The organism is Bartonella sp. AA16NXGY (assembly GCF_042197325.1).
In the GTDB taxonomy this organism is placed as follows: domain Bacteria; phylum Pseudomonadota; class Alphaproteobacteria; order Rhizobiales; family Rhizobiaceae; genus Bartonella.
Window position 1 is genome coordinate 120,251 of the sequence record NZ_JBHIRR010000004.1, and the last position, 17,875, is coordinate 138,125.

The 17,875-nt window shown below is 40.0% G+C and carries 19 protein-coding genes and 1 pseudogene; 8 read left to right on the plus strand and 12 right to left on the minus strand.

What is annotated here, in order from left to right:
• The 8 genes and pseudogenes from ACFINK_RS03805 to ACFINK_RS03840 all read left to right on the plus strand — a co-directional run.
• A partial coding sequence (locus ACFINK_RS03805) for a tol-pal system YbgF family protein (protein WP_522729907.1) occupies positions 1–833 on the plus strand: 833 nt, incomplete at its 5' end.
• A gap of 18 nt (positions 834–851) precedes the next feature.
• Positions 852–2,339 (plus strand): tRNA lysidine(34) synthetase TilS, encoded by a 1,488-nt coding sequence (gene tilS, locus ACFINK_RS03810; RefSeq protein ID WP_375638280.1) that lies wholly within the window; start codon positions 852–854, stop codon positions 2,337–2,339.
• A gap of 114 nt (positions 2,340–2,453) precedes the next feature.
• The gene (ftsH, locus tag ACFINK_RS03815; protein ID WP_375638281.1) at positions 2,454–4,616 is read left to right on the plus strand and encodes an ATP-dependent zinc metalloprotease FtsH; all 2,163 of its coding nucleotides are present in this window, start codon (positions 2,454–2,456) and stop codon (positions 4,614–4,616) included.
• 551 nt (positions 4,617–5,167) lie between these two features.
• On the plus strand, positions 5,168–6,541 hold the full coding sequence (glmM, locus tag ACFINK_RS03820) for a phosphoglucosamine mutase (protein ID WP_375613213.1): 1,374 nt from the start codon (positions 5,168–5,170) through the stop codon (positions 6,539–6,541).
• A 911-nt stretch (positions 6,542–7,452) separates the two neighbouring features.
• Positions 7,453–7,698: pseudogene (locus ACFINK_RS03825) on the plus strand (HigA family addiction module antitoxin).
• A gap of 197 nt (positions 7,699–7,895) precedes the next feature.
• Entirely contained in the window at positions 7,896–8,084 is a 189-nt protein-coding gene (locus ACFINK_RS03830) for an antitoxin VbhA family protein (RefSeq protein ID WP_375638282.1), read from the plus strand.
• Positions 8,071–9,588 carry a type II toxin-antitoxin system protein adenylyltransferase VbhT gene (gene vbhT / locus ACFINK_RS03835; protein WP_375638283.1) on the plus strand — a complete coding sequence of 506 codons (1,518 nt, stop codon included), beginning with the start codon at positions 8,071–8,073 and terminating at the stop codon, positions 9,586–9,588. The genes ACFINK_RS03830 and vbhT overlap by 14 nt, the downstream gene beginning before the upstream one ends.
• Before the next feature lie 166 nt (positions 9,589–9,754).
• On the plus strand, positions 9,755–9,874 hold the full coding sequence (locus tag ACFINK_RS03840; RefSeq protein ID WP_375638284.1) for a type II toxin-antitoxin system RelB/DinJ family antitoxin: 120 nt from the start codon (positions 9,755–9,757) through the stop codon (positions 9,872–9,874).
• Positions 9,875–10,747: 873 nt separating this feature from the next.
• Here the strand turns inward: ACFINK_RS03840 and virB11 are convergent.
• The 12 genes from virB11 to ACFINK_RS03900 form a co-directional block, all read right to left on the minus strand.
• The gene (virB11, locus tag ACFINK_RS03845) at positions 10,748–11,800 is read right to left on the minus strand and encodes a P-type DNA transfer ATPase VirB11 (protein WP_375638285.1); all 1,053 of its coding nucleotides are present in this window, start codon (positions 11,798–11,800) and stop codon (positions 10,748–10,750) included.
• A gap of 17 nt (positions 11,801–11,817) precedes the next feature.
• Positions 11,818–12,996, minus strand: coding sequence for a type IV secretion system protein VirB10 (gene virB10, locus ACFINK_RS03850; RefSeq protein WP_375638286.1), 1,179 nt, complete (start codon positions 12,994–12,996; stop codon positions 11,818–11,820).
• Positions 12,997–13,023: 27 nt separating this feature from the next.
• On the minus strand, positions 13,024–13,875 hold the full coding sequence (gene virB9, locus ACFINK_RS03855; RefSeq protein ID WP_375638287.1) for a P-type conjugative transfer protein VirB9: 852 nt from the start codon (positions 13,873–13,875) through the stop codon (positions 13,024–13,026).
• Between the two features lie 2 nt (positions 13,876–13,877).
• On the minus strand, positions 13,878–14,549 hold the full coding sequence (locus tag ACFINK_RS03860) for a VirB8 family type IV secretion system protein (RefSeq protein ID WP_375613221.1): 672 nt from the start codon (positions 14,547–14,549) through the stop codon (positions 13,878–13,880).
• On the minus strand, positions 14,546–14,833 hold the full coding sequence (locus ACFINK_RS03865; protein WP_375632018.1) for a type IV secretion protein VblB7: 288 nt from the start codon (positions 14,831–14,833) through the stop codon (positions 14,546–14,548). The genes ACFINK_RS03860 and ACFINK_RS03865 overlap by 4 nt, the downstream gene beginning before the upstream one ends.
• Before the next feature lie 6 nt (positions 14,834–14,839).
• On the minus strand, positions 14,840–15,790 hold the full coding sequence (locus ACFINK_RS03870) for a TrbL/VirB6 family protein (protein WP_375638288.1): 951 nt from the start codon (positions 15,788–15,790) through the stop codon (positions 14,840–14,842).
• Between the two features lie 63 nt (positions 15,791–15,853).
• A complete protein-coding gene (locus tag ACFINK_RS03875; protein ID WP_375635551.1) occupies positions 15,854–16,153 on the minus strand; it encodes an EexN family lipoprotein in 300 nt (99 codons plus the stop codon).
• Positions 16,154–16,180: 27 nt separating this feature from the next.
• Entirely contained in the window at positions 16,181–16,417 is a 237-nt protein-coding gene (locus ACFINK_RS03880) for a hypothetical protein (RefSeq protein WP_375638289.1), read from the minus strand.
• Between the two features lie 61 nt (positions 16,418–16,478).
• Positions 16,479–16,763, minus strand: a complete 285-nt coding sequence (locus tag ACFINK_RS03885; RefSeq protein WP_375612512.1) for an EexN family lipoprotein — start codon at positions 16,761–16,763, stop codon at positions 16,479–16,481.
• 65 nt (positions 16,764–16,828) lie between these two features.
• Positions 16,829–17,032, minus strand: coding sequence for a hypothetical protein (locus tag ACFINK_RS03890; RefSeq protein ID WP_375638290.1), 204 nt, complete (start codon positions 17,030–17,032; stop codon positions 16,829–16,831).
• A 26-nt stretch (positions 17,033–17,058) separates the two neighbouring features.
• Entirely contained in the window at positions 17,059–17,463 is a 405-nt protein-coding gene (locus tag ACFINK_RS03895; RefSeq protein ID WP_375638291.1) for an EexN family lipoprotein, read from the minus strand.
• Entirely contained in the window at positions 17,463–17,873 is a 411-nt protein-coding gene (locus ACFINK_RS03900) for an EexN family lipoprotein (protein WP_375638292.1), read from the minus strand. Before ACFINK_RS03900 ends, ACFINK_RS03895 begins: the two co-directional genes overlap by 1 nt.
• Positions 17,874–17,875 lie beyond the last annotated feature (2 nt).

Consider the following 17,875-nt stretch of genomic DNA (forward strand, 5'->3'; position numbering starts at 1 on the left):
AAAAAGCCACTGACGCTGTTGATAAGGCAACTGATGCAGTGAAGAAAGCACCTGAAGCAGCTGATAAAGCAGCATCTGATGTGGTGGAAAAAGCTACTAGTGTTGCGGAGCACCAAGGGATTATTTTAGAGAATCAACAGGCTTTATTTAAAGATTATGATTTAGATAAGCTTTTGCATAAGATACGAATGGTGCTTGAGCATAACAGTTTAAAAAATGTTAACAAGCAGTTTCACGAGCTTTTTGATACAGAAGTCTCTTCTGTTTATTCTTGTTCTTTTGAAAAGTCTGCTGTAGATGAAAAATCTCAGACTGTAAAGGAAGAGATGGAGCAGGACCATAGTACAGGTGACCAGACAAAGGTTGCTGCTGTGGAAGCTAAGGTGGAGAGCCATGACCATGAAAACAGTCAACCTTTTAACAAAGCGCATGAAGTAAGTGCTCCAATTGAAGCACATCAGAGTGACAATCTTTCTTCTTCTAAAGCTTTGTATAAGGAAGGGTATGATTTTATTCGTTCTGCTAACTATGTTGATGCTGAAAAAAGCTTTTGCGCTTTTCAAAATCGTTACAAAAAAGATTCTTTGAGTGATGATGCTTTATTTTGGTTGGCCGAATCTTTGTTGGGGCAAAAACGCTATCATGAAGCAGCACAAGTTTATCTTACCGCATGGTATGCAGATAAAAAGAAGCTCTATACCTCCGAGATTTTACTGAAATTAGCAAGAAGTATGGTCGCTCTTGAGCCAAATAAAGACGATTGTGCTCATTTTGTGAAAAAATCAAAACGTCAACAAACATTAGCATCTGTTTTTTGTAAACCTGCAAAATAAACAGCGAGGTCGTTTTCGGTGTGCGTTAGACTGGCAAGAAATCTCTTTAAAACATCGGATTTTATTCAATGTCAGAAGTTGATTCTTGCCGTCTCAGGGGGAAGTGATTCTTTGGCTTTGATGTTTTTGGTCAAAGAGCATTTGGAAACACTCGTATTTCCTCCAGAAATGATTGTTGTCACGGTTGATCATCAATTGCGTAAAGAATCGATGCGTGAAGCAGAAACTGTTGCGAAAATTTGTCGTGTCCATGATATTCAACATATCACTGTGCGATGGGAAGGCGAAAAGCCAAAGACGCATATTGCTTCCAGCGCGCGTGTTGCACGCTATGATCTCTTGGTTAAAGAAGCACAAAAACAAGGCGCATCACTTATTATGACGGGGCATACACTCAATGATCAGGTTGAGACCTATCAAATGCGGTATCAACGTCTCCAAAAGAATAGAGGTGCTTTATATAGTGAAGCTGTTGCCATGTGCGATGAGGTTTATGCCAGTGGTTTTGCTGGTGCTTTGCGCGGTGAAGCCGAGGGTATACGTGATGAGGATCATACCAGAAAAACAAAAAAAAATATTGCCGAAAAAAACTATGGTCCCCTCTATGAGCGTGGTTTATCCTGTATTCCGCGTGAGGCGCTGTTGCATAGAAAAGTGCGTTTGATTCGGCCACTCCTTGGTGTAAAACGCCAAACATTACGGAATTATTTACGCTTACAAGGACAAACATGGATTGATGATCCAACCAATGAAGATCGCAATTTTGAACGTGTGCGCGTGCGTCAATCTCTTTCTCCACAAAAATTGGCTTATATTGCTCAAAAAATAAATGAAGCCGCATTGCAGCGTCGTCAACAAGCTAAAAATATTGCTGATTTGATCTTAGCGCTGGATATTACTGTCCAACATGGGCGTTGTTTCATAGAAAAGCCTGCGCTGTTTTTACAGAAACATTCCAGTTTTCCTTTCGTGGTGGGGCTCTTTGCTGTGCTGATGGGAGGGGGATTTTATTTGCTCCCCAATCAGAAATTAAGCATGCTTGTTCAAAAACTCTGTCTTGATTCTCCAGAAAAGCGGCGTTTTACTTATGCGGGCTCTGTTATTGAATATAACAAGCAGGGAATTTCTTTGTGGCGTGAAGGGCGAAATATGAAAGAGGCTATTGTTGAGCCAGATAAAACTTTTATATGGGATGGGCGCTATCATATCACAAATCATGGATATGAGGCTATAAAGGTTGGAGCCGCAAATTTAGAACAGCTGAAATTTTTATTAAAAAATAGCGATTTTGAGCTTGAAAAGCCTCATTTTCCCTCTTTACAATCGCTGCTGATGATCTCAAATCATAAAGGGTATGATATTCCAGAGTTGATTTCTCAAGCAGTTGTTCATAAACATGTTATCGTCAAGCGGATTATGGCACCTTTCGATTGGCTTTCCTCACGAGAAGATGCAGCCTTGGTGAATGTTGTGGAACCTTTTTTTAATATTGAGGTGAAAAGATAAAGGAAAATTACTCTAAAAGAAAATAAACAGCTTCTCATCCCTTGGCAAGGGGCTGACAAGGTTATATGTTAAGGGGAACTGTTTGAAATCTATATTTGATTAAGTGGGCTGAATATGAATTCCAATTACCGCTCTCTCCTTATTTGGGGAGTTATTGCATTGATTTTGATTGTGTCGTTTTCTCTCTTTAATGGAGATAGCCAACGTTCTGGTGGTGGAGAAGTCTCCTATTCTGAATTTTTGCAAAAAGTTGAGAATAATGAGTTGAAATCTGTGACCATTCAAGGTCAAAAATTAACAGGAAAAACCATTGAACATAGAGCTATTTCAACCTATGCTCCTCGCGATCCAGGTTTGATACAAAAATTGGAAAGTAAAAACGTCAATGTTAAAGCTATTCCTGAAAGCTCTGGAAATAGCATTTTCCTCAATCTCCTCTTTTCCTTGTTACCTGTTATTATTATCGTGGGGGCGTGGGTCTTTTTTATGCGGCAAATGCAAAATGGATCACGCGGTGCAATGGGATTTGGGAAATCGAAAGCAAGATTGCTTAATGAAGCGCAAGGACGTATTACCTTTAAAGATGTTGCTGGCGTTGAAGAAGCAAAGCAAGATCTTCAAGAAATTGTTGAATTTTTACGCGAACCACAAAAATTTCAACGCTTAGGGGGGCGTATCCCACGCGGTGTTTTGCTTGTTGGTCCTCCAGGAACCGGTAAAACTTTGCTAGCACGTTCTGTGGCCGGTGAAGCCAATGTGCCATTCTTTACCATTTCAGGGTCTGATTTTGTTGAAATGTTTGTTGGTGTTGGGGCAAGCCGTGTGCGCGATATGTTCGAACAGGCTAAAAAAAATGCACCTTGTATTATCTTTATTGATGAAATCGATGCTGTTGGGCGCCATCGGGGGGCTGGTCTTGGCGGTGGAAACGATGAACGTGAACAGACCTTAAACCAGTTGCTTGTCGAAATGGATGGGTTTGAGCCCAATGAAAGTATTATTCTTATTGCTGCAACAAACCGTCCCGATGTGCTTGATCCCGCTTTGTTAAGACCAGGGCGCTTCGACCGACAAGTTGTTGTGCCAAACCCTGATGTTTCTGGGCGTGAACAAATCTTGAAAGTGCATGTGCGCAACGTGCCTTTAGCGCCTAACGTTGATTTGAAAATTTTGGCAAGGGGAACACCAGGATTTTCCGGTGCGGACCTGATGAATCTGGTCAATGAAGCTGCTCTTATGGCTGCAAGCCGTAATAAAAGAGTTGTCACGATGCAAGAATTCGAAGATGCCAAAGATAAGGTGATGATGGGGGCGGAACGTCGTTCAACCGCTATGACACAAGAGGAAAAAGAACTCACTGCCTATCATGAAGCAGGACATGCTATTGTGGCTCTTAATGTGCCGGTTGCTGATCCTGTCCACAAAGCAACAATCGTTCCAAGGGGAAGAGCATTGGGAATGGTGATGCAATTGCCTGAAGGCGATCGCTATTCTATGAGTTATCGGTGGATGATTTCTCGTCTGGCCATTATGATGGGTGGACGTGTGGCTGAAGAATTAAAGTTTGGAAAGGAAAATATCACATCTGGTGCTTCTTCTGATATTGAACAAGCAACGAAATTAGCTCGCGCGATGATCACACGGTGGGGATTTTCTGATCTGCTTGGAAATGTAGCTTATGGCGATAACCAAGATGAAGTCTTTTTGGGTCATTCTGTTGCGCGAACACAAAATGTCTCTGAAGAAACAGCGCGCATGATTGATATGGAAGTGCGTAAGCTTATTGATGATGCCTATAAAAATGCGACAAACATTTTGAAAACAAAAAGAAAAGAATGGTTTGCTTTGGCACAAGGTTTGTTGGAATATGAGACTTTAACGGGAGCTGAAATTAACGAAGTTATTGCAGGAAAGCCTCCTTCACGCACACAGAAAGATGAGGGTGCTGCGCCACGGGGGTCTTCTGTTCCAAAAACTGGAAAAATGAAGACAGAGACAACAGTGGTAGATGAAAAAAGCGCTGAAGCAGCCCCTAAAACAGTGCTTCATAAAGCAGAGACAGATAAAGGCGAGGTAGGCAAAGCAGAGGCAGCTGTTGGGAAAAAAACAGCAAAATCCGGTAATGTTGAGCCTAAGGAGGCTCAGTCTAAAGAAGTGCAATCGGATGAGACTGAGAAAAAAGCGCAAAGCACAAAAGGCACCACAAAATCAGTCAACCGCTCTAAAAGTAATGCTGAAAAGAAGTCCAATACTGCGGGACATGATAAAGAAAAATAAGAATTATTTAATATCGCTTGAGTGACGATGTTTTAGGAAAACTTCTAATTTTTTTGAGAAAGGCGCAAGTTTTGTTTGCGCCTTTCTTGTAATATTTGCAAAAATATGGAAGCAAAAAATTAAGCAAAGCCGTTGTATTATGACGGCTTTAGCATGCTACAAGGCGAGGTGGACTGTTGCTTTTCTAATGTGGTAGGGTTGTGAGGTTAGGCGATAGATTTCCTTGCTGATTTTGTAGGGTATGAGGTTTGGTGCTGGGTTTCTTTACGGATTTAGCAAGTGTGTGAGATTATCCGTTGGTTGTATTAAAGGGGTGTATAGAGCATTTTGAGGAGATAATATTGCTTTTATGTGGAAGGGTGTAAACATAATTGCTTGAGAGTGGTTTAGATGTGTAGATGGTGAATAGGGGGCTTGATTGTTTAAATGCATGAAGGTTTAGATCAATGATCTGATTTTATACGGGGAGCGGGGGGACTATTGTACCAAGGGGGCTTGTTAGGGGTTTAAGGAAAAGCCAAGGGAAGAATTATATATTAAAGGAAAGAGGCATGGTGCAAAAATATTTTGGTACAGATGGAATTCGGGGGAAAGCCAATTCATTTCCTATGACACCCGATTTTGCCATGAAGGTGGGGATGGCTGTAGGGGTTTTATTTCGCTCACAACATCAATCTCATCGTGTGGTGATTGGCAAGGATACACGATTATCTGGTTATATGTTGGAAAACGCTTTGGTTTCAGGATTGACTGCTGCGGGGATGGAAGCTTTTTTATTGGGTCCAGTGCCAACCCCTGCTGTTGCAATGCTTTGCCGCTCTTTGCGAGCGGATCTTGGGGTGATGATTTCTGCTTCTCATAATCCGTTCTATGATAATGGAATTAAACTTTTTGGTCCTGATGGTTTTAAACTTTCAGATGATATGGAAGCCAAAATTGAACAATTGATCGATACAGATCTTTCAAAATCTTTAGCAAGTTCTGCCGAAATTGGTTATGCAAAACGGGTTGAGGGGGATATTTATCGTTATATTGAATATGCCAAACGAACTTTGCCGCGTGATGTTCGCTTAGATACTGTGCGTATTGTTGTGGATTGTGCCAATGGGGCTGCTTATAAAGCGGCTCCCCGTGCTTTATGGGAATTGGGGGCTGAGGTTTTTGCTATTCATGATGAACCCAATGGGACCAATATTAATCAAAAATGTGGATCAACCGATTTAAGCTCTTTAAAACGAAAAGTGCATGAAGTGCGTGCTGATGTGGGGATTGCTCTTGATGGAGATGGAGATCGTGTTCTCATTGTTGATGAAAAAGCACAAACGGTTGATGGAGATCAGTTAATTGCTGTAATTGCTGAAAATTGGCATAAAATGGGACGATTACGGTGTAATGGTGTTGTCACAACGATTATGTCAAATCTTGGACTAGAACGTTTCTTGAATAGCAAAGGGTTGCACCTTGTAAGGACAAAAGTTGGAGATCGTTATGTTGTCGATGCCATGCGCCAAAAGGGATATAATGTTGGTGGTGAGGCTTCTGGCCATATCGTGCTTAGTGATTTTGGTACCACGGGTGATGGCTTGGTGGCTGCATTGCAGATTTTAGCTTGTATGAAGGAAAGTCAAAGCCCTATGAGCCAATTGTGTAAACGGTTTGAACCTGTACCGCAAATTTTAAAAAATGTAACGATTAAAAATAAAAATGTCTTGAAAAAAAATCCCGTCAAAGCGGCCATTGATCAAGCAGAGAAGCGGTTAGGAAAAGAGGCACGGCTGGTGATCCGCGCTTCTGGAACGGAGCCGGTTATCCGCCTTATGGCTGAAGGCGATGCACGAGAAGTATTGGACACTGTCGTGACAGAGTTGATGGATGTTATTATTCATCATGATGTACGCATGGGGACTGCACTTGAGGAATCTTGAATTTTTTGAAAAAATTATCAGATCATCTTTGAATAAAGGTCTGATTTTAATGCGGGATTTTGGCAATTACAAAAGGTATGATTATTAACTCTGTTAGTGATGTAATAACGGTAATGGATACTCTATCTACGAACAAATTAAATAAAAAAGGGAAAAGTCTAATTCTAATAACTACAATGCGTATAGATTTCTCTATAGTTCGTAAAATATGAAAAATATGCCTTTTTTTGATTTCCCTTTTTCTTTTACTTATTCGTAAACCGGTTATTAGTTTAACAGAGTTTGTAGGGGGTTATTAGTGTTATTCATTCTTTTTACTCGATATACAGCGGGTGCAGCGCCTCATGAACATCAAACAGCAATGGTCATTGTGGTTATATCATCTTGATGTTTCTAAGTGCCGCTGCCAATTGGAGATATGATACGCTCCTATTACGTTTAGCTCCTCCTAATTATGAACTTATACTTTTCCAATAATTAGTAGAATAATGAGAAAGAGATGAGAATGAGTAATTTTTTCACGACAGTTCTAATGTTTATAAAGTAAAAAAAGCCGTGTGATGTAAAAATAATGAACATTTTTTGTATCTTGGAAGGGTACACTCTATATTCATTTACAATTTTAAGATTTAAACATAAAAGGATTGAAGCCTTCTATAATACTGGTACGACTGAAGGGATTAGAACCGCCCATGCTCAAAAATTAAAGCGTATTCTAAGTGCTCTTGAAGGAGATGTATCGCCAAAAGATTTGAGTTATCCATCCTTTTAATTACATCTGCTAAAGGGTGATTTCAAGGATTATTAGTCAATTACTGTAAATGGAAATTGTTGCGTAATATTTCGCTTTGATAGCATAGATGTGGAAATGGTTGATTATCTGGATTGTCATCAAAAAGCAGGTCTAAACAATGATGAAGAATCCTTCACATCTCGGTGAATTATTGCGAGAAGATGTGATCAAAGAGCTTGGTTTATCCGTTAATGAAGCAGCAGAGTAGCTTGGTATATCTCGTGTAGCACTTTCTAGAGTTTTAAATGGAAAAGCCGCTATGAGTGCTAATCTTGCTATTAGGCTTGAAATGTCTGGTGTAAGCACAGCACGTGCTTGGCTTGCTATGCAAACAAATTATGATCTATCAAAAAAAAATCCTTAACAACAGTCCCATGATCAAGATTGCATAAAAGAGTTTCAAATGGCAGTTAAGTTTTTGCAACAGAAACGTATACAAGAGCTAAATCATGCGTATGAGCGTACAAGGTCAAAAGATGTAACGCGGGTAAGACAAGGAATAAAATCTTGTTTCTATAGTCTGTTTGGCTATAATAAATGTAAGCAAATGAGGGTTTTAATATGTTGAGTGAAGAGGAACTTAAGCTGCGTCGCCTCTATGCTGAAAATGCATTGGCAAGCCAACGTTTAGAGGGATTAGAGCCAGATCCGCTGGTTGTTGCACAAATGGAGCGTGTTATTATTGGAGAGCTTGAAACAAGTGATATCCTCAAAGATTATATGGAGAGGGTAAAACGTGGAGAAGTATAAGGGGAGCGGTGATTCTTATACTGATCCTGAAACTGGTGTGATGTATAATCGGCTTGGTATTAAAGACAAAGCCACACTGCAACGTGTAGAATCTACGATTTCTTATGTAAAATCTTTCGAATTTGTACATACTCCTATTGGTGGTAAGTTTGATCTGAATTACATGAAAGAGATTCATAGAAGACTGTTTGGTGACATATATGAATGGGCGGGACAAGTTCGTTTAGTGGATATTGCCAAAGGCAATAGTATGTTTGCTAGTTATAATCAGATTGAAAGTTATGCACCGAAGATTACGCAAAAGCTTGCAAAAGAACAGTATCTGCGTGGTCTTGGTGCTTATGACTTTAGCCAAAGGGCTGGATATTACATGGGCGAGTTGAATGCGTTGCATCCGTTTCGAGAGGGGAATGGGCGTACTCAGCGCGAATTTATGGTGCAACTTGCTCGTGAAGCTGGTTATCATATCAACTGGAAGGGTATTGAGCGACAAGAAATGACACGTGCGTCAATTGAAGCACATTTTGGTAATTCAGAATATCTATCTGCACTCATCTATAAGAACCTTATCAAGTTTACAGAAAATAAAAGGGATGATGTTTCTCAAGGTATTGGCAAAAATATTGCTTTTGGCGTTGATCTTAATAAAGAGTGCTTGGAACAACAAAAAGAGAAGATTGAAACTCCTTGGGATAGAGAAAAGACAAGTTTTGCTAAACGTCAAAAAGAAGAACTAGAACAATTACAAAATGATTTGAATGTTGTTGCAAAAGCAACAGAACGAGAGCCATACCTTGCTGCTTATACGGATAACTCTAATCTAGAACAGAAGGTGTTAAGCGCCCTTAGAAATAAAAAATCTTATGTTAATATGTTTAAGGAGTTAAACAGTCGTTTAGCATTTATTTATAGAGATCCACAAGAGGCTGCGTTTAGGATTGAGCAAACGATTTTAGCAGGTAAAGGCGATAAACTTCCTGATATTTTGGATAGGGCACCTGATAGAGCAGGCGAACTGCGTGGGTCAGATCGTTTTATCGATAAATTGAAGGCTACAGGAAAAGAACGAAAAGAAGCGCTTTATCATGTTCCTCTTGCTATTTCTTCTATTAAACTGCTTCAATCCTTTTATAAGAATTCTTATGAGACACATATGGATAGTGTTACACGGGAGCGTGAGCGATTGAAAGTTGAGGTTCCGTCACTTTCACAAGAAGCAGTGACTTTTATGAAAAACGTTGAAGCTGGTTGTGATAGTTATTCAAAGATACCAGAGCAGGTTAATCAAGAGTTTTTAAAGCTACAAAGTGTTTTAGATAAACGTTTTGGACATGATGCCATTCATAAATATGGTTTTGATTTATCAAAAGCAATCCCCAAAGAACAGTCTTATAATAAAGAACGCATAAAAGAGTTTCAAATGGCAGTTAAGTTTTTGCAACAGAGACAACAGGAGAAAATCAACGCAATAGCGCGTGCAAGATCAATAGATATGATACGGTAAGGGCAAGGATAAAGCCTTATGCTGTATAAGCCCTATTAAGCCATATGGCAAAAGAGAGGTAATCAAAAGAGGTTTAATATGGGTGTGACAAAAGACGTTGTATGTGCCTGCATAGATAGGGCGTTAAAAAAAATTCGGTGAAATATTAGCAAGTTTAGGACTTACGGTGTCTGATTTCATCCGTATTGCTTTGACAAAAGTTGTTGATGAAAGAGGATTGCCGTTTGATATGTATATTCTTCATGAGAAAACGCTTAAAACTTTTGAGAAAAGTGATAAGGGTTAAGAAAAGTGACAAGGGTTAAGAGATATAGCTGAAGATAAGTAAGATTTGTTTTGTCATTTGGATATTTGATATTTCTGATCATTTACTTCAAATGAGCTTTTAATTTACATCGTTATCGTTATCGTTATGGGTGTTTCCGTATATTGAATGATGTATGCAAACCGTGATTGAAATGGCAGCTTATTGAACTTCTGTGAAAGAAGAAGGCATATCGCCTGAATAATTATTTGATATTGTTTCTTTTATTGCTACTCATTCAGATGCTGGTGGTCTTATGCAAGGTATGAGAGAAAGCCAAGGAAAGTTAGGTTTAAAAGCATAAGAGTAAAAGTGGGGGATATAAAGTTATACCCTTTTTTGGTGGTTAAAATATTCCGGTGTTGATCGAAGATATTTACAGTCAATCATCTTGAGGTAATTTGACAAAATCAGAGAGGAATGCGTTGAAGAAAATTTTATACTGCGCCTTGATGAATATCGAAAAGAATAATAATGGATAAGGCACATAAAGCAGGACCTCGTATATTAAAAGGTGTTTGTGAAGCTTTTGTCTGAAGCTAAAGGTGAAGCGGATACTAAATTTTGTATCGATATTCCTGCAAATATTGATGTCAAAAAAAATCAGAAAAAATATAGGGTTATAGATATCATTTTCGGCACGTTTTGGTTTTCCTGTGGGGCGCATTCGTGATTGGGAATGGGGATGATATTTTTACTTCTTTTTACTTGTTGTTTTCGATTATTGACACTGAACTTGAAGCTATGGTGGTAATTTAGCACGCGATGATATCCGCGGCTTATAATCGTGTTTTTAAGAAAGCTCTATTGGTATAGTTTTTGCTTATAAAAAAGGGTGTGAGGGGTAGCGTTTTTTTAAAAAGCATCACGGCGTTTGAAAGGGTCGTAATAGATTTCTGTTACACGAAATTTTCCTTCGAGGCGTTTACATTGGATGATGACATCAATCATCGAGATTAATAAGCCGCGGATATCATCGCGTGCTAAATTACCACCACCGTCACTTTCTTTGACTAAAAGGGTCATTTGTTCAAAGGCTGCAAGGGCTGTTGAGGCGTGGACGGTGGTAATGGAGCCGGGGTGACCAGAATTGACATTACGGATATAGTAAAAGGCTGTACCATCACGCAGCTCTTGTAGAAGGATTCTGTCGGGGCGCATGCGTAAGCCAGATTCAAGCAGTTCTTTTGCGCCTGCTTTTGCTAAGCCTTGGTTATCTTTTGAATAAAAGAGCTGCACTTTGTTGGCGTGCGGAACGACAAGTTCTGGCGTGTCTTCAATGGTGAGAATTCGTTCATAGTCAGGGATTTTTGCAATCAAAGCTTTGGAGAGGGTTGTTTTACCAGAACCGGTTTTGCCCGATATTAAGATATTTTGTTGTGTAATAACGGCTTTTTCTAAAAAGGTGCAAAAGTCTTTGGCGATAAAGAGATCTGTTAGCTCTTTGTCTGTGTCAGAGAGTTCGGATAATCGTTCTGTCATTTGTTGCGTGGGTGTGAAACTGGTGTTTTGGGCAACAGAAAAAAGATTGTTTTCATGTAAACTTTCAAGAGAAAAAGTGCGTGATGAAGGTTTACGAATGGTCATGCTAATGGTATTGGCTGCAACTGCTGGAGGCATAACAATTTGTATGCGTTCGTTGTTTGGCAGTGTTGCGGAGAGAACGGGGTTTTCTACACTGATTTTTTGTGTTGTGTAGGCAGCAACAACTTTTGCAATCCCTTCTAGTTCGCTGTAGGTTAGCTCTTTTAAGATGTGGGTTTGCCAACCATTGGGACCCTCAACGATTACTTCGCCAGGGCGATTGATGACAATTTCAAATAAATTGTCATTATTGAGGAAGTCATCTAAGATCTTTAATTTTGTTAAGACGATGGAGGCGCGTTCTGCATTTTTTGCTGATGGCATAATGTGACTTTATTGGCTTAATGAAAAAAGGAATAGCCGGGAGTAGAGCGGTTTCTTTTGCTCTTTACGACTAGTTTATAGACAGAGGAAAAATCGAGATCTTTTGCTACGAAAATGTTGACGAGTTCGCCTTGAAATTTTTCTAAGGTAGGGGGGATGTTGATTTGATTTTCAAGAGCAATACTGGCGGCCTCTTTTCCAGTGTTGTTTGCGCCTTCAAAACCGCCGCCTCCAGAGTTGTTTGAACCTTCTTTATTGGAATTGCCTACTATTTTATTTGTTAAAACTGTTGTGGCACCATCAATAACGGTGAGTAAAAGGGAAGAGCCAAAGCGTTCCCACCAATGGGTGTTGATGTTGCCATCAAAACCGGCTCTGCCTAAACTGTCGGTTGCGGGTGAGGCAAGGTCGATGATGACACCGGTTGGGGTTTTTGCTCTTGTCCAGAGTACAAAGAGGCGAGATTGACCTTGTTTTATCCCTCCGCGGTATTCGCCAATCACTTGGGTTCCTTTATCAAGCAAAACAACGCGCCCATTGTCAGAGAGGATATCACGGTTGATGATGCAGCTTGCAAAGCCTGGTTGCTCACTGTTTAATGCGGTTTCTAAGATACAGGGAATAGAGGTTCCCATGGCGATGATAAAGTTTCTATTGCCGATGAGTTTTGCTTTTGCTTTTGTTTCTTCTGTTTTGGTAGGCTTTAAAAGGGTTGCAAAATTTTGTGTGTCTTGAAGGGCAGGAGAATTTTGCGCATTCGCGAGATTTTCAAGGGCATGGAATTTGTCAAAGGGGTTGAGAGTCGTGTTGACGATGTCTTTTAATTGAGATTTAGAGCCTTTGGCAAAAGCGAGAACAGGGGCACGTCTTGCGGCATCAAGTAGTGGGTCATCTTTTTTGGGTTCTTGTGCGAGTGGTTGTGGGGGTGGTAAGGTTATTGGCGCTATGTTTGCACGCGGGTCAGAGGGGGCGAGCTCTAAAGGAGCGAGGGAATTGTGAAAGTTTTGTGCTTGTTTTTTATGAGCTTTTGCGGTGTCTTTTTGTTCTGTGGGGGAGGATAAGATGTTCCAGAGCACATAGCCGCAGATTCCTATACAGGCTATTGCGACAACTATTTTTTTGCCAGCGGTTTTGGCGCTATTGTTTTTGCCATCCCCAATAGATCCGCGATCTTCGATGATTGGTTTATCACTCATGTGTTGTCCCCTTCAATTCCCGCTTATTTAAAGATCTGATGCAATTTTACGTTCAACAGATGGTGAGGTTGTTCCGGTATTTGGATTTGTGCCTTTTGGTTGATAGGCTTCGTTAAAGACGCATAGGACGTTTTTTCCCTGTCTTAGGGTGAAGCGTGCGCTAATAGCATGGACAATCACCATGTTGCCTCTTGTGGTTTTGGGAACCAGCGATTCTGTACCGTCATTGCTGACAATGTAAATGGCAGGGACTTCTTGGTTGTCTGGAAATGTAAATGTTGTTGTTTTGCCATTGTCATAAACGGAGGAGGGTTCAAGAGTGATAGAGCCTTGAGCGGTGTAAGCCCAATTGCGTGGTCCGTAGGTTTCAGAAGCGTTGAAGACATTATCGATACGCTGGGCTTGTTGTTTTTCTTGTCGCATAAGGGCTGCGAGTCTTCTTTGTTCTGCTTCTTCTTGTGGGTAGCGAAATTTCACAAGGAAATATGTTTCTTGTCCAGAGGAAATTTCTCCATCTTTGACCATGAGTTCAAATTGATAGGAGCGCTTTGAGCCATCAAGCTTTGTGGTGACGACTTGGAGATTGGTAATGGGTTGGACTTCCCGCGCTTTGAGGAAAAGAATATTGCCAGCGGGGGCGACTTCCCATGCAACGCTGTTGCCAATTGCTACATGGGCAATTTCTTCATTGGGAGAAAATTCTATTTGTACCGATGAGCGTATGGAGCCAATAATTTTTGTGACATTATAGGCATCATAGTTGATAAAGCGAATGCGGCTATCGCTTGGCGCACGGGTGGGAAAAATACTGGCATGGCTAGGCGTTAAAGAAAGGGTAATAGCGATGTTAAGAATGAGAAAAAGAATTTTTTTTGTCATGATCAGTTGACCACTTCCGGATCGGTTCTATATTCACTAACAATAAACCCTAGAGGATTTATCAAACGGTTTTGGACAGAGATAGGGGCATTGATGTATTCAAAGGTAAGTGTTGCAACCCAGTGGGTGATGAATTCTTTGTTGTTGTCGTTGTCGTGAATGGTTCTGTAGTAACGCACTTGGGCAACATCGTCATTGATAAAGGAGATTGATTTTATTGTTATTGTAACAGCGGCGTGTTTATAGAGAATTTGAGGACTTTGGGGATTTCTTGCTCCATACCAGCTGGCAAATCTTTCCTGTTCTTCTGAAGAAGAGAGGAGGGAGACGGTTTGGAAGTTGTGTTGTGTTTCTTCTGTGGTGAAGCCTTCACGGGAGCGGACATATTTTGCAGCAAAGTAGCGTGTGATTGCTTCGTCGACATTGGTGGGACCTTCTTTTAAGGCTTCCACAACTTCGGTGATGCCGGTTGAATTGTCGACGCGGATGACAAAAGGTTCCACGGTTTTAAGGGGTGTGAGGGTGATGACCGCGAGAGAAGACAGTATTGCAACCGCAACGGCGATGCCGGCAATGGCAAGCGAGACGCGGGTGGTGCGGCGTGAGGCGAGCATGCGATCTTGATCAAACGAGCGTGCTTCAGCAATGTATTGTTCTATATCTTTTTCTTTCATGCTTTTTGCCCGCAATTTTTGTAAGATTTGATTTCTTCATCCGTTAATTTTTGTGCCAGAAGCATTTCCAGCTTACCTTCTTTTAGGGGTGAAGGGGTGTTGTTACTGATGATGATGGGCGTGGGCGTGGGTTTTTTCCCTTCCCAATTCCACATTGATCTGTTGAGTGGACGTTTAGAATATCCATCACATTTTGGGAGTGACTTCAGTGTGTTTGGTGAAGACACACAGCCACTGAGAAAGAGAAATGGTAAGATAATCCCAATTTTTTTAAATTCCCGCATTTGAACTTAGTGCTCCCTTATTTTCGAGATGAGTTTTTGTAGACCATGAAGAGCGGCTTTACCACCTACATTAGCAAGGTGACCAGCTTCTTTAGCGGCACGGAAAGCTCCTTTTCCAGCAATTTGTCCTGCACCTACACCTAATTTTGTTGAGCCTGTGAGGGAAGCTCCACCAGAAGCTAAAGCTGATGCTATATCAGGTAATTTGAGGAAAATCAAAATGCCGCAACTGGCAATAGAGAAGAATTGGACTAAGGAAATTATCATATCTAGAACACTACCTGAAAGGATGGTTGTTGAAAGATCAACATATAGACCACCAACTATAACTACTAATACCTGCAAAATGATGAAGTTTGCTGTTTGATTTAACCATGCCTCTGTAAACCTTCTTGTTGAGGAAAACATATAAAGGCTTATAAAGAGGGGCCCCACTGATATAACGAGAAATAAACCAATTTTAGCAAATATTGAGACGAAAAAACCAATAGCACAAAAGAAAGCAGAAATTACTAAGCAGACAAGGCCAGCAAGCCAGTAAACAACAAACGTAAATCCATTTTCGTTGTTTGCTGCATCAAAAACGTGTCCAGCAGCAGTTTGTATCATATTATCCCATACATTTTTATCCGAGTGTGCTCCTTGGGTGACATTTGCAATGGCATTCGGCAGATCATTGAAAAATATATCCCTAACCCACGCATTATAAAGAGCGGCGTTTGTGGCGAGTGAAACAATGATGCCAAGTTTGAAAATTGTTGCTATAAAGTCCCACAAAGGCATGGAAGAACGCCCATAGATAATATTGTACCCTATAAATATAATGTAGATTGTACAAGATGCTTTAAGCGGAGTAGATAAAGACGATGAAAGATTTCCAATGGTGTTATCCATTACCCTTGTAAGGGGCTCCATCAATCCGTTGTCTATCTTGGTAAATATATCATACGCTGCCATTGTCTTTCCTCCGCTCCTTATCATATGGGGTTCGTGTTCCATACGGAGTCAAATTTTTATGATTTAATTACTGTCCTCTTTCTTTTCAGATTGTTCTTTCATTTTTTTCTTATCGTCATTTTTACGATATTTATTTAGATAGTTTTGAAAGGATTCTTCACGAAGTTCGTCTAGTGCTTTTCCTAAGTTTTCACAATTTTGAGGAGATTCTGTTTTAGAAGGCTTTTTCCACATACATTTAGGTGTCCACTCATTACGTAATTTTTCGTCTTTTTTAAATTCTGCTACGCTGTAGGTTTTTTCACATCCAGCCGTGATGAGCCCTGTGCAAAGTAGCAATGTTGTTATGAGAACTTTATTCATAGATATTTCCCCTTCTTTCTTTCAGTTTTACAAGGTTTGAGCACAATCTTTAAATTCTGCTTGTGTTATCGGTTTTTTATAACCAGTAATGATAAATCTAGGGCAGCGACATAATCTTGCCATAAATCTATTGTATAGTCTGTAATGTTCTTTAAGTTGAGCAGCTAAAGCGCAATAGCGATGTGTAATGGTGTCATCCATTACCTTTGTGAGGGGCTCGATCAACCCGTTGTCTATCATGGTAAATATATCATACGCTGCCATTGTTTTTCTCCGCTTCTTATCATACGGGTTCGCGTTCCATACAAAGTCGAATTTTTATGCTTTAATTACTGTCTTCTTTCTTTTCAGATTGTTCTTTCATTTTTTGTTTATCGTCATTTTTACGATATTTATTTAGATAGTTATCAAAATTTTCTTGACGTACTTCTTCTATTGCTTTGTCTAAATTTTTACAATTTTGTGAATCTCCTGTCCATCCACACTTACGTCTCCATTCATCGCGTAAATTTTTATCTTTTTTAAATTCTGCGACGCTATAGGTTTTTTCACAACCAGCAGCCATAAGCCCTGTGCAAAGTAGCAATGTTGTTATGAGAACTTTATTCATAGATATTTCCCCTTTTTCCTTTCAGTTTTACAAGGTTTGAGCACAATCTTTAAATTCTGCTTGTGTTATCGGTTTTTATAACCAGTGATGATAAATCTAGAGCACAGACATAATGTTGCCATAAATATATTATAAAGTGCACAAAGCTCTTTAAGTTGAGCAGCTAAAGCGCAATAGCGATGTGTAATGGCGCTATCCATTGCCTCTGCAAGGGGATCCATCAACATATCATCTATGTCAGTAAATACGCCTTTCGTTATTATTGCCATTTAGATGCTCCGCTCTTCGTTATGTTTTAATGGTTATTTTGTTGTTCTTTTGCCGCTCTCTCTTTTGCTTCCTGTTCTTCTTCAGCACGTCGCTTTGCTCTTTGTTCTTCTAATTTTTTTTGAGTCTCAGCTCTCATTTTTTCAAGATCAGCTTTTTGTTTCGCCATAAATTCTTCATATCTTTTGCGATTGTTCTCTTCCGCTTGACGCTCTCTTTCTGCTGCTTGTGCCTGACGTTCCTTATCAAGTTCTAAAAATGCTAACCGCATGTTTTCACAATTCTTTGAAGTTCCTGCGAATCCACATCTAGCATCCCACTCGAAGCGTAATTTTTCATCTTTTTTAAATTCAGCGACGCTATAGGTTTTTTCACATCCAGCAGCGATAATTCCAGTGCAAAGCAGCAATGTTGTTATGAGAACTTTATTCATTATTTATTGTCCTGTTGTTGTTTTGCTTTAGCGCGCTCTTCTGCTTCTCGCTCGGCTTGTTCTTTTGCTTTTCTTTTTTCTATTTCAGCTTTTAGTTTTTTTATTTCAGCTTGCCTTGCTTGATGTTGAGCTTCCATTGCGGCATCAAATCTTTCCATCGCTTTACGGTTTTCTTCTTCGCGTTCACGCGCTCTTTCTTCAGCTTTTGCTTCATATTCCTTTTCAAGTTCAAGTTGTGCTAATCTTAAGTTTTCACAATTTTTTGCAGTTCCTGCGAATCCACATTTAGCATTCCACTCTTCCATCAATTTTTTATCTTTTTTAAATTCTGCGACGCTATAGGTTTTTTCACAACCAGCCGTGATGAGCCCTGTGCAAAGCAGCAATGTTGTTATGATGATCTTGTTCATGA

Excerpts from the sequence above, each read along its gene's own strand:
- ACFINK_RS03870 (WP_375638288.1), bottom strand. The coding sequence starts at position 15,790 with ATGGCAGCGTATGATATATTTACCAAGATAGACAACGGATTGATGGAG.
- ACFINK_RS03895 (WP_375638291.1), bottom strand. The coding sequence starts at position 17,463 with ATGAATAAAGTTCTCATAACAACATTGCTGCTTTGCACTGGAATTATC.
- ACFINK_RS03860 (WP_375613221.1), bottom strand. The coding sequence starts at position 14,549 with ATGAAAGAAAAAGATATAGAACAATACATTGCTGAAGCACGCTCGTTT.
- virB10 (WP_375638286.1), bottom strand. The coding sequence starts at position 12,996 with ATGAGTGATAAACCAATCATCGAAGATCGCGGATCTATTGGGGATGGC.
- ACFINK_RS03900 (WP_375638292.1), bottom strand. The coding sequence starts at position 17,873 with ATGAACAAGATCATCATAACAACATTGCTGCTTTGCACAGGGCTCATC.
- glmM (WP_375613213.1), top strand. The coding sequence starts at position 5,168 with ATGGTGCAAAAATATTTTGGTACAGATGGAATTCGGGGGAAAGCCAAT.
- ftsH (WP_375638281.1), top strand. The coding sequence starts at position 2,454 with ATGAATTCCAATTACCGCTCTCTCCTTATTTGGGGAGTTATTGCATTG.
- ACFINK_RS03865 (WP_375632018.1), bottom strand. The coding sequence starts at position 14,833 with ATGCGGGAATTTAAAAAAATTGGGATTATCTTACCATTTCTCTTTCTC.
- ACFINK_RS03890 (WP_375638290.1), bottom strand. The coding sequence starts at position 17,032 with ATGGCAATAATAACGAAAGGCGTATTTACTGACATAGATGATATGTTG.
- ACFINK_RS03875 (WP_375635551.1), bottom strand. The coding sequence starts at position 16,153 with ATGAATAAAGTTCTCATAACAACATTGCTACTTTGCACAGGGCTCATC.
- ACFINK_RS03830 (WP_375638282.1), top strand. The coding sequence starts at position 7,896 with ATGTTGAGTGAAGAGGAACTTAAGCTGCGTCGCCTCTATGCTGAAAAT.
- ACFINK_RS03880 (WP_375638289.1), bottom strand. The coding sequence starts at position 16,417 with ATGGCAGCGTATGATATATTTACCATGATAGACAACGGGTTGATCGAG.
- virB9 (WP_375638287.1), bottom strand. The coding sequence starts at position 13,875 with ATGACAAAAAAAATTCTTTTTCTCATTCTTAACATCGCTATTACCCTT.
- virB11 (WP_375638285.1), bottom strand. The coding sequence starts at position 11,800 with ATGCCATCAGCAAAAAATGCAGAACGCGCCTCCATCGTCTTAACAAAA.
- ACFINK_RS03885 (WP_375612512.1), bottom strand. The coding sequence starts at position 16,763 with ATGAATAAAGTTCTCATAACAACATTGCTACTTTGCACAGGGCTTATG.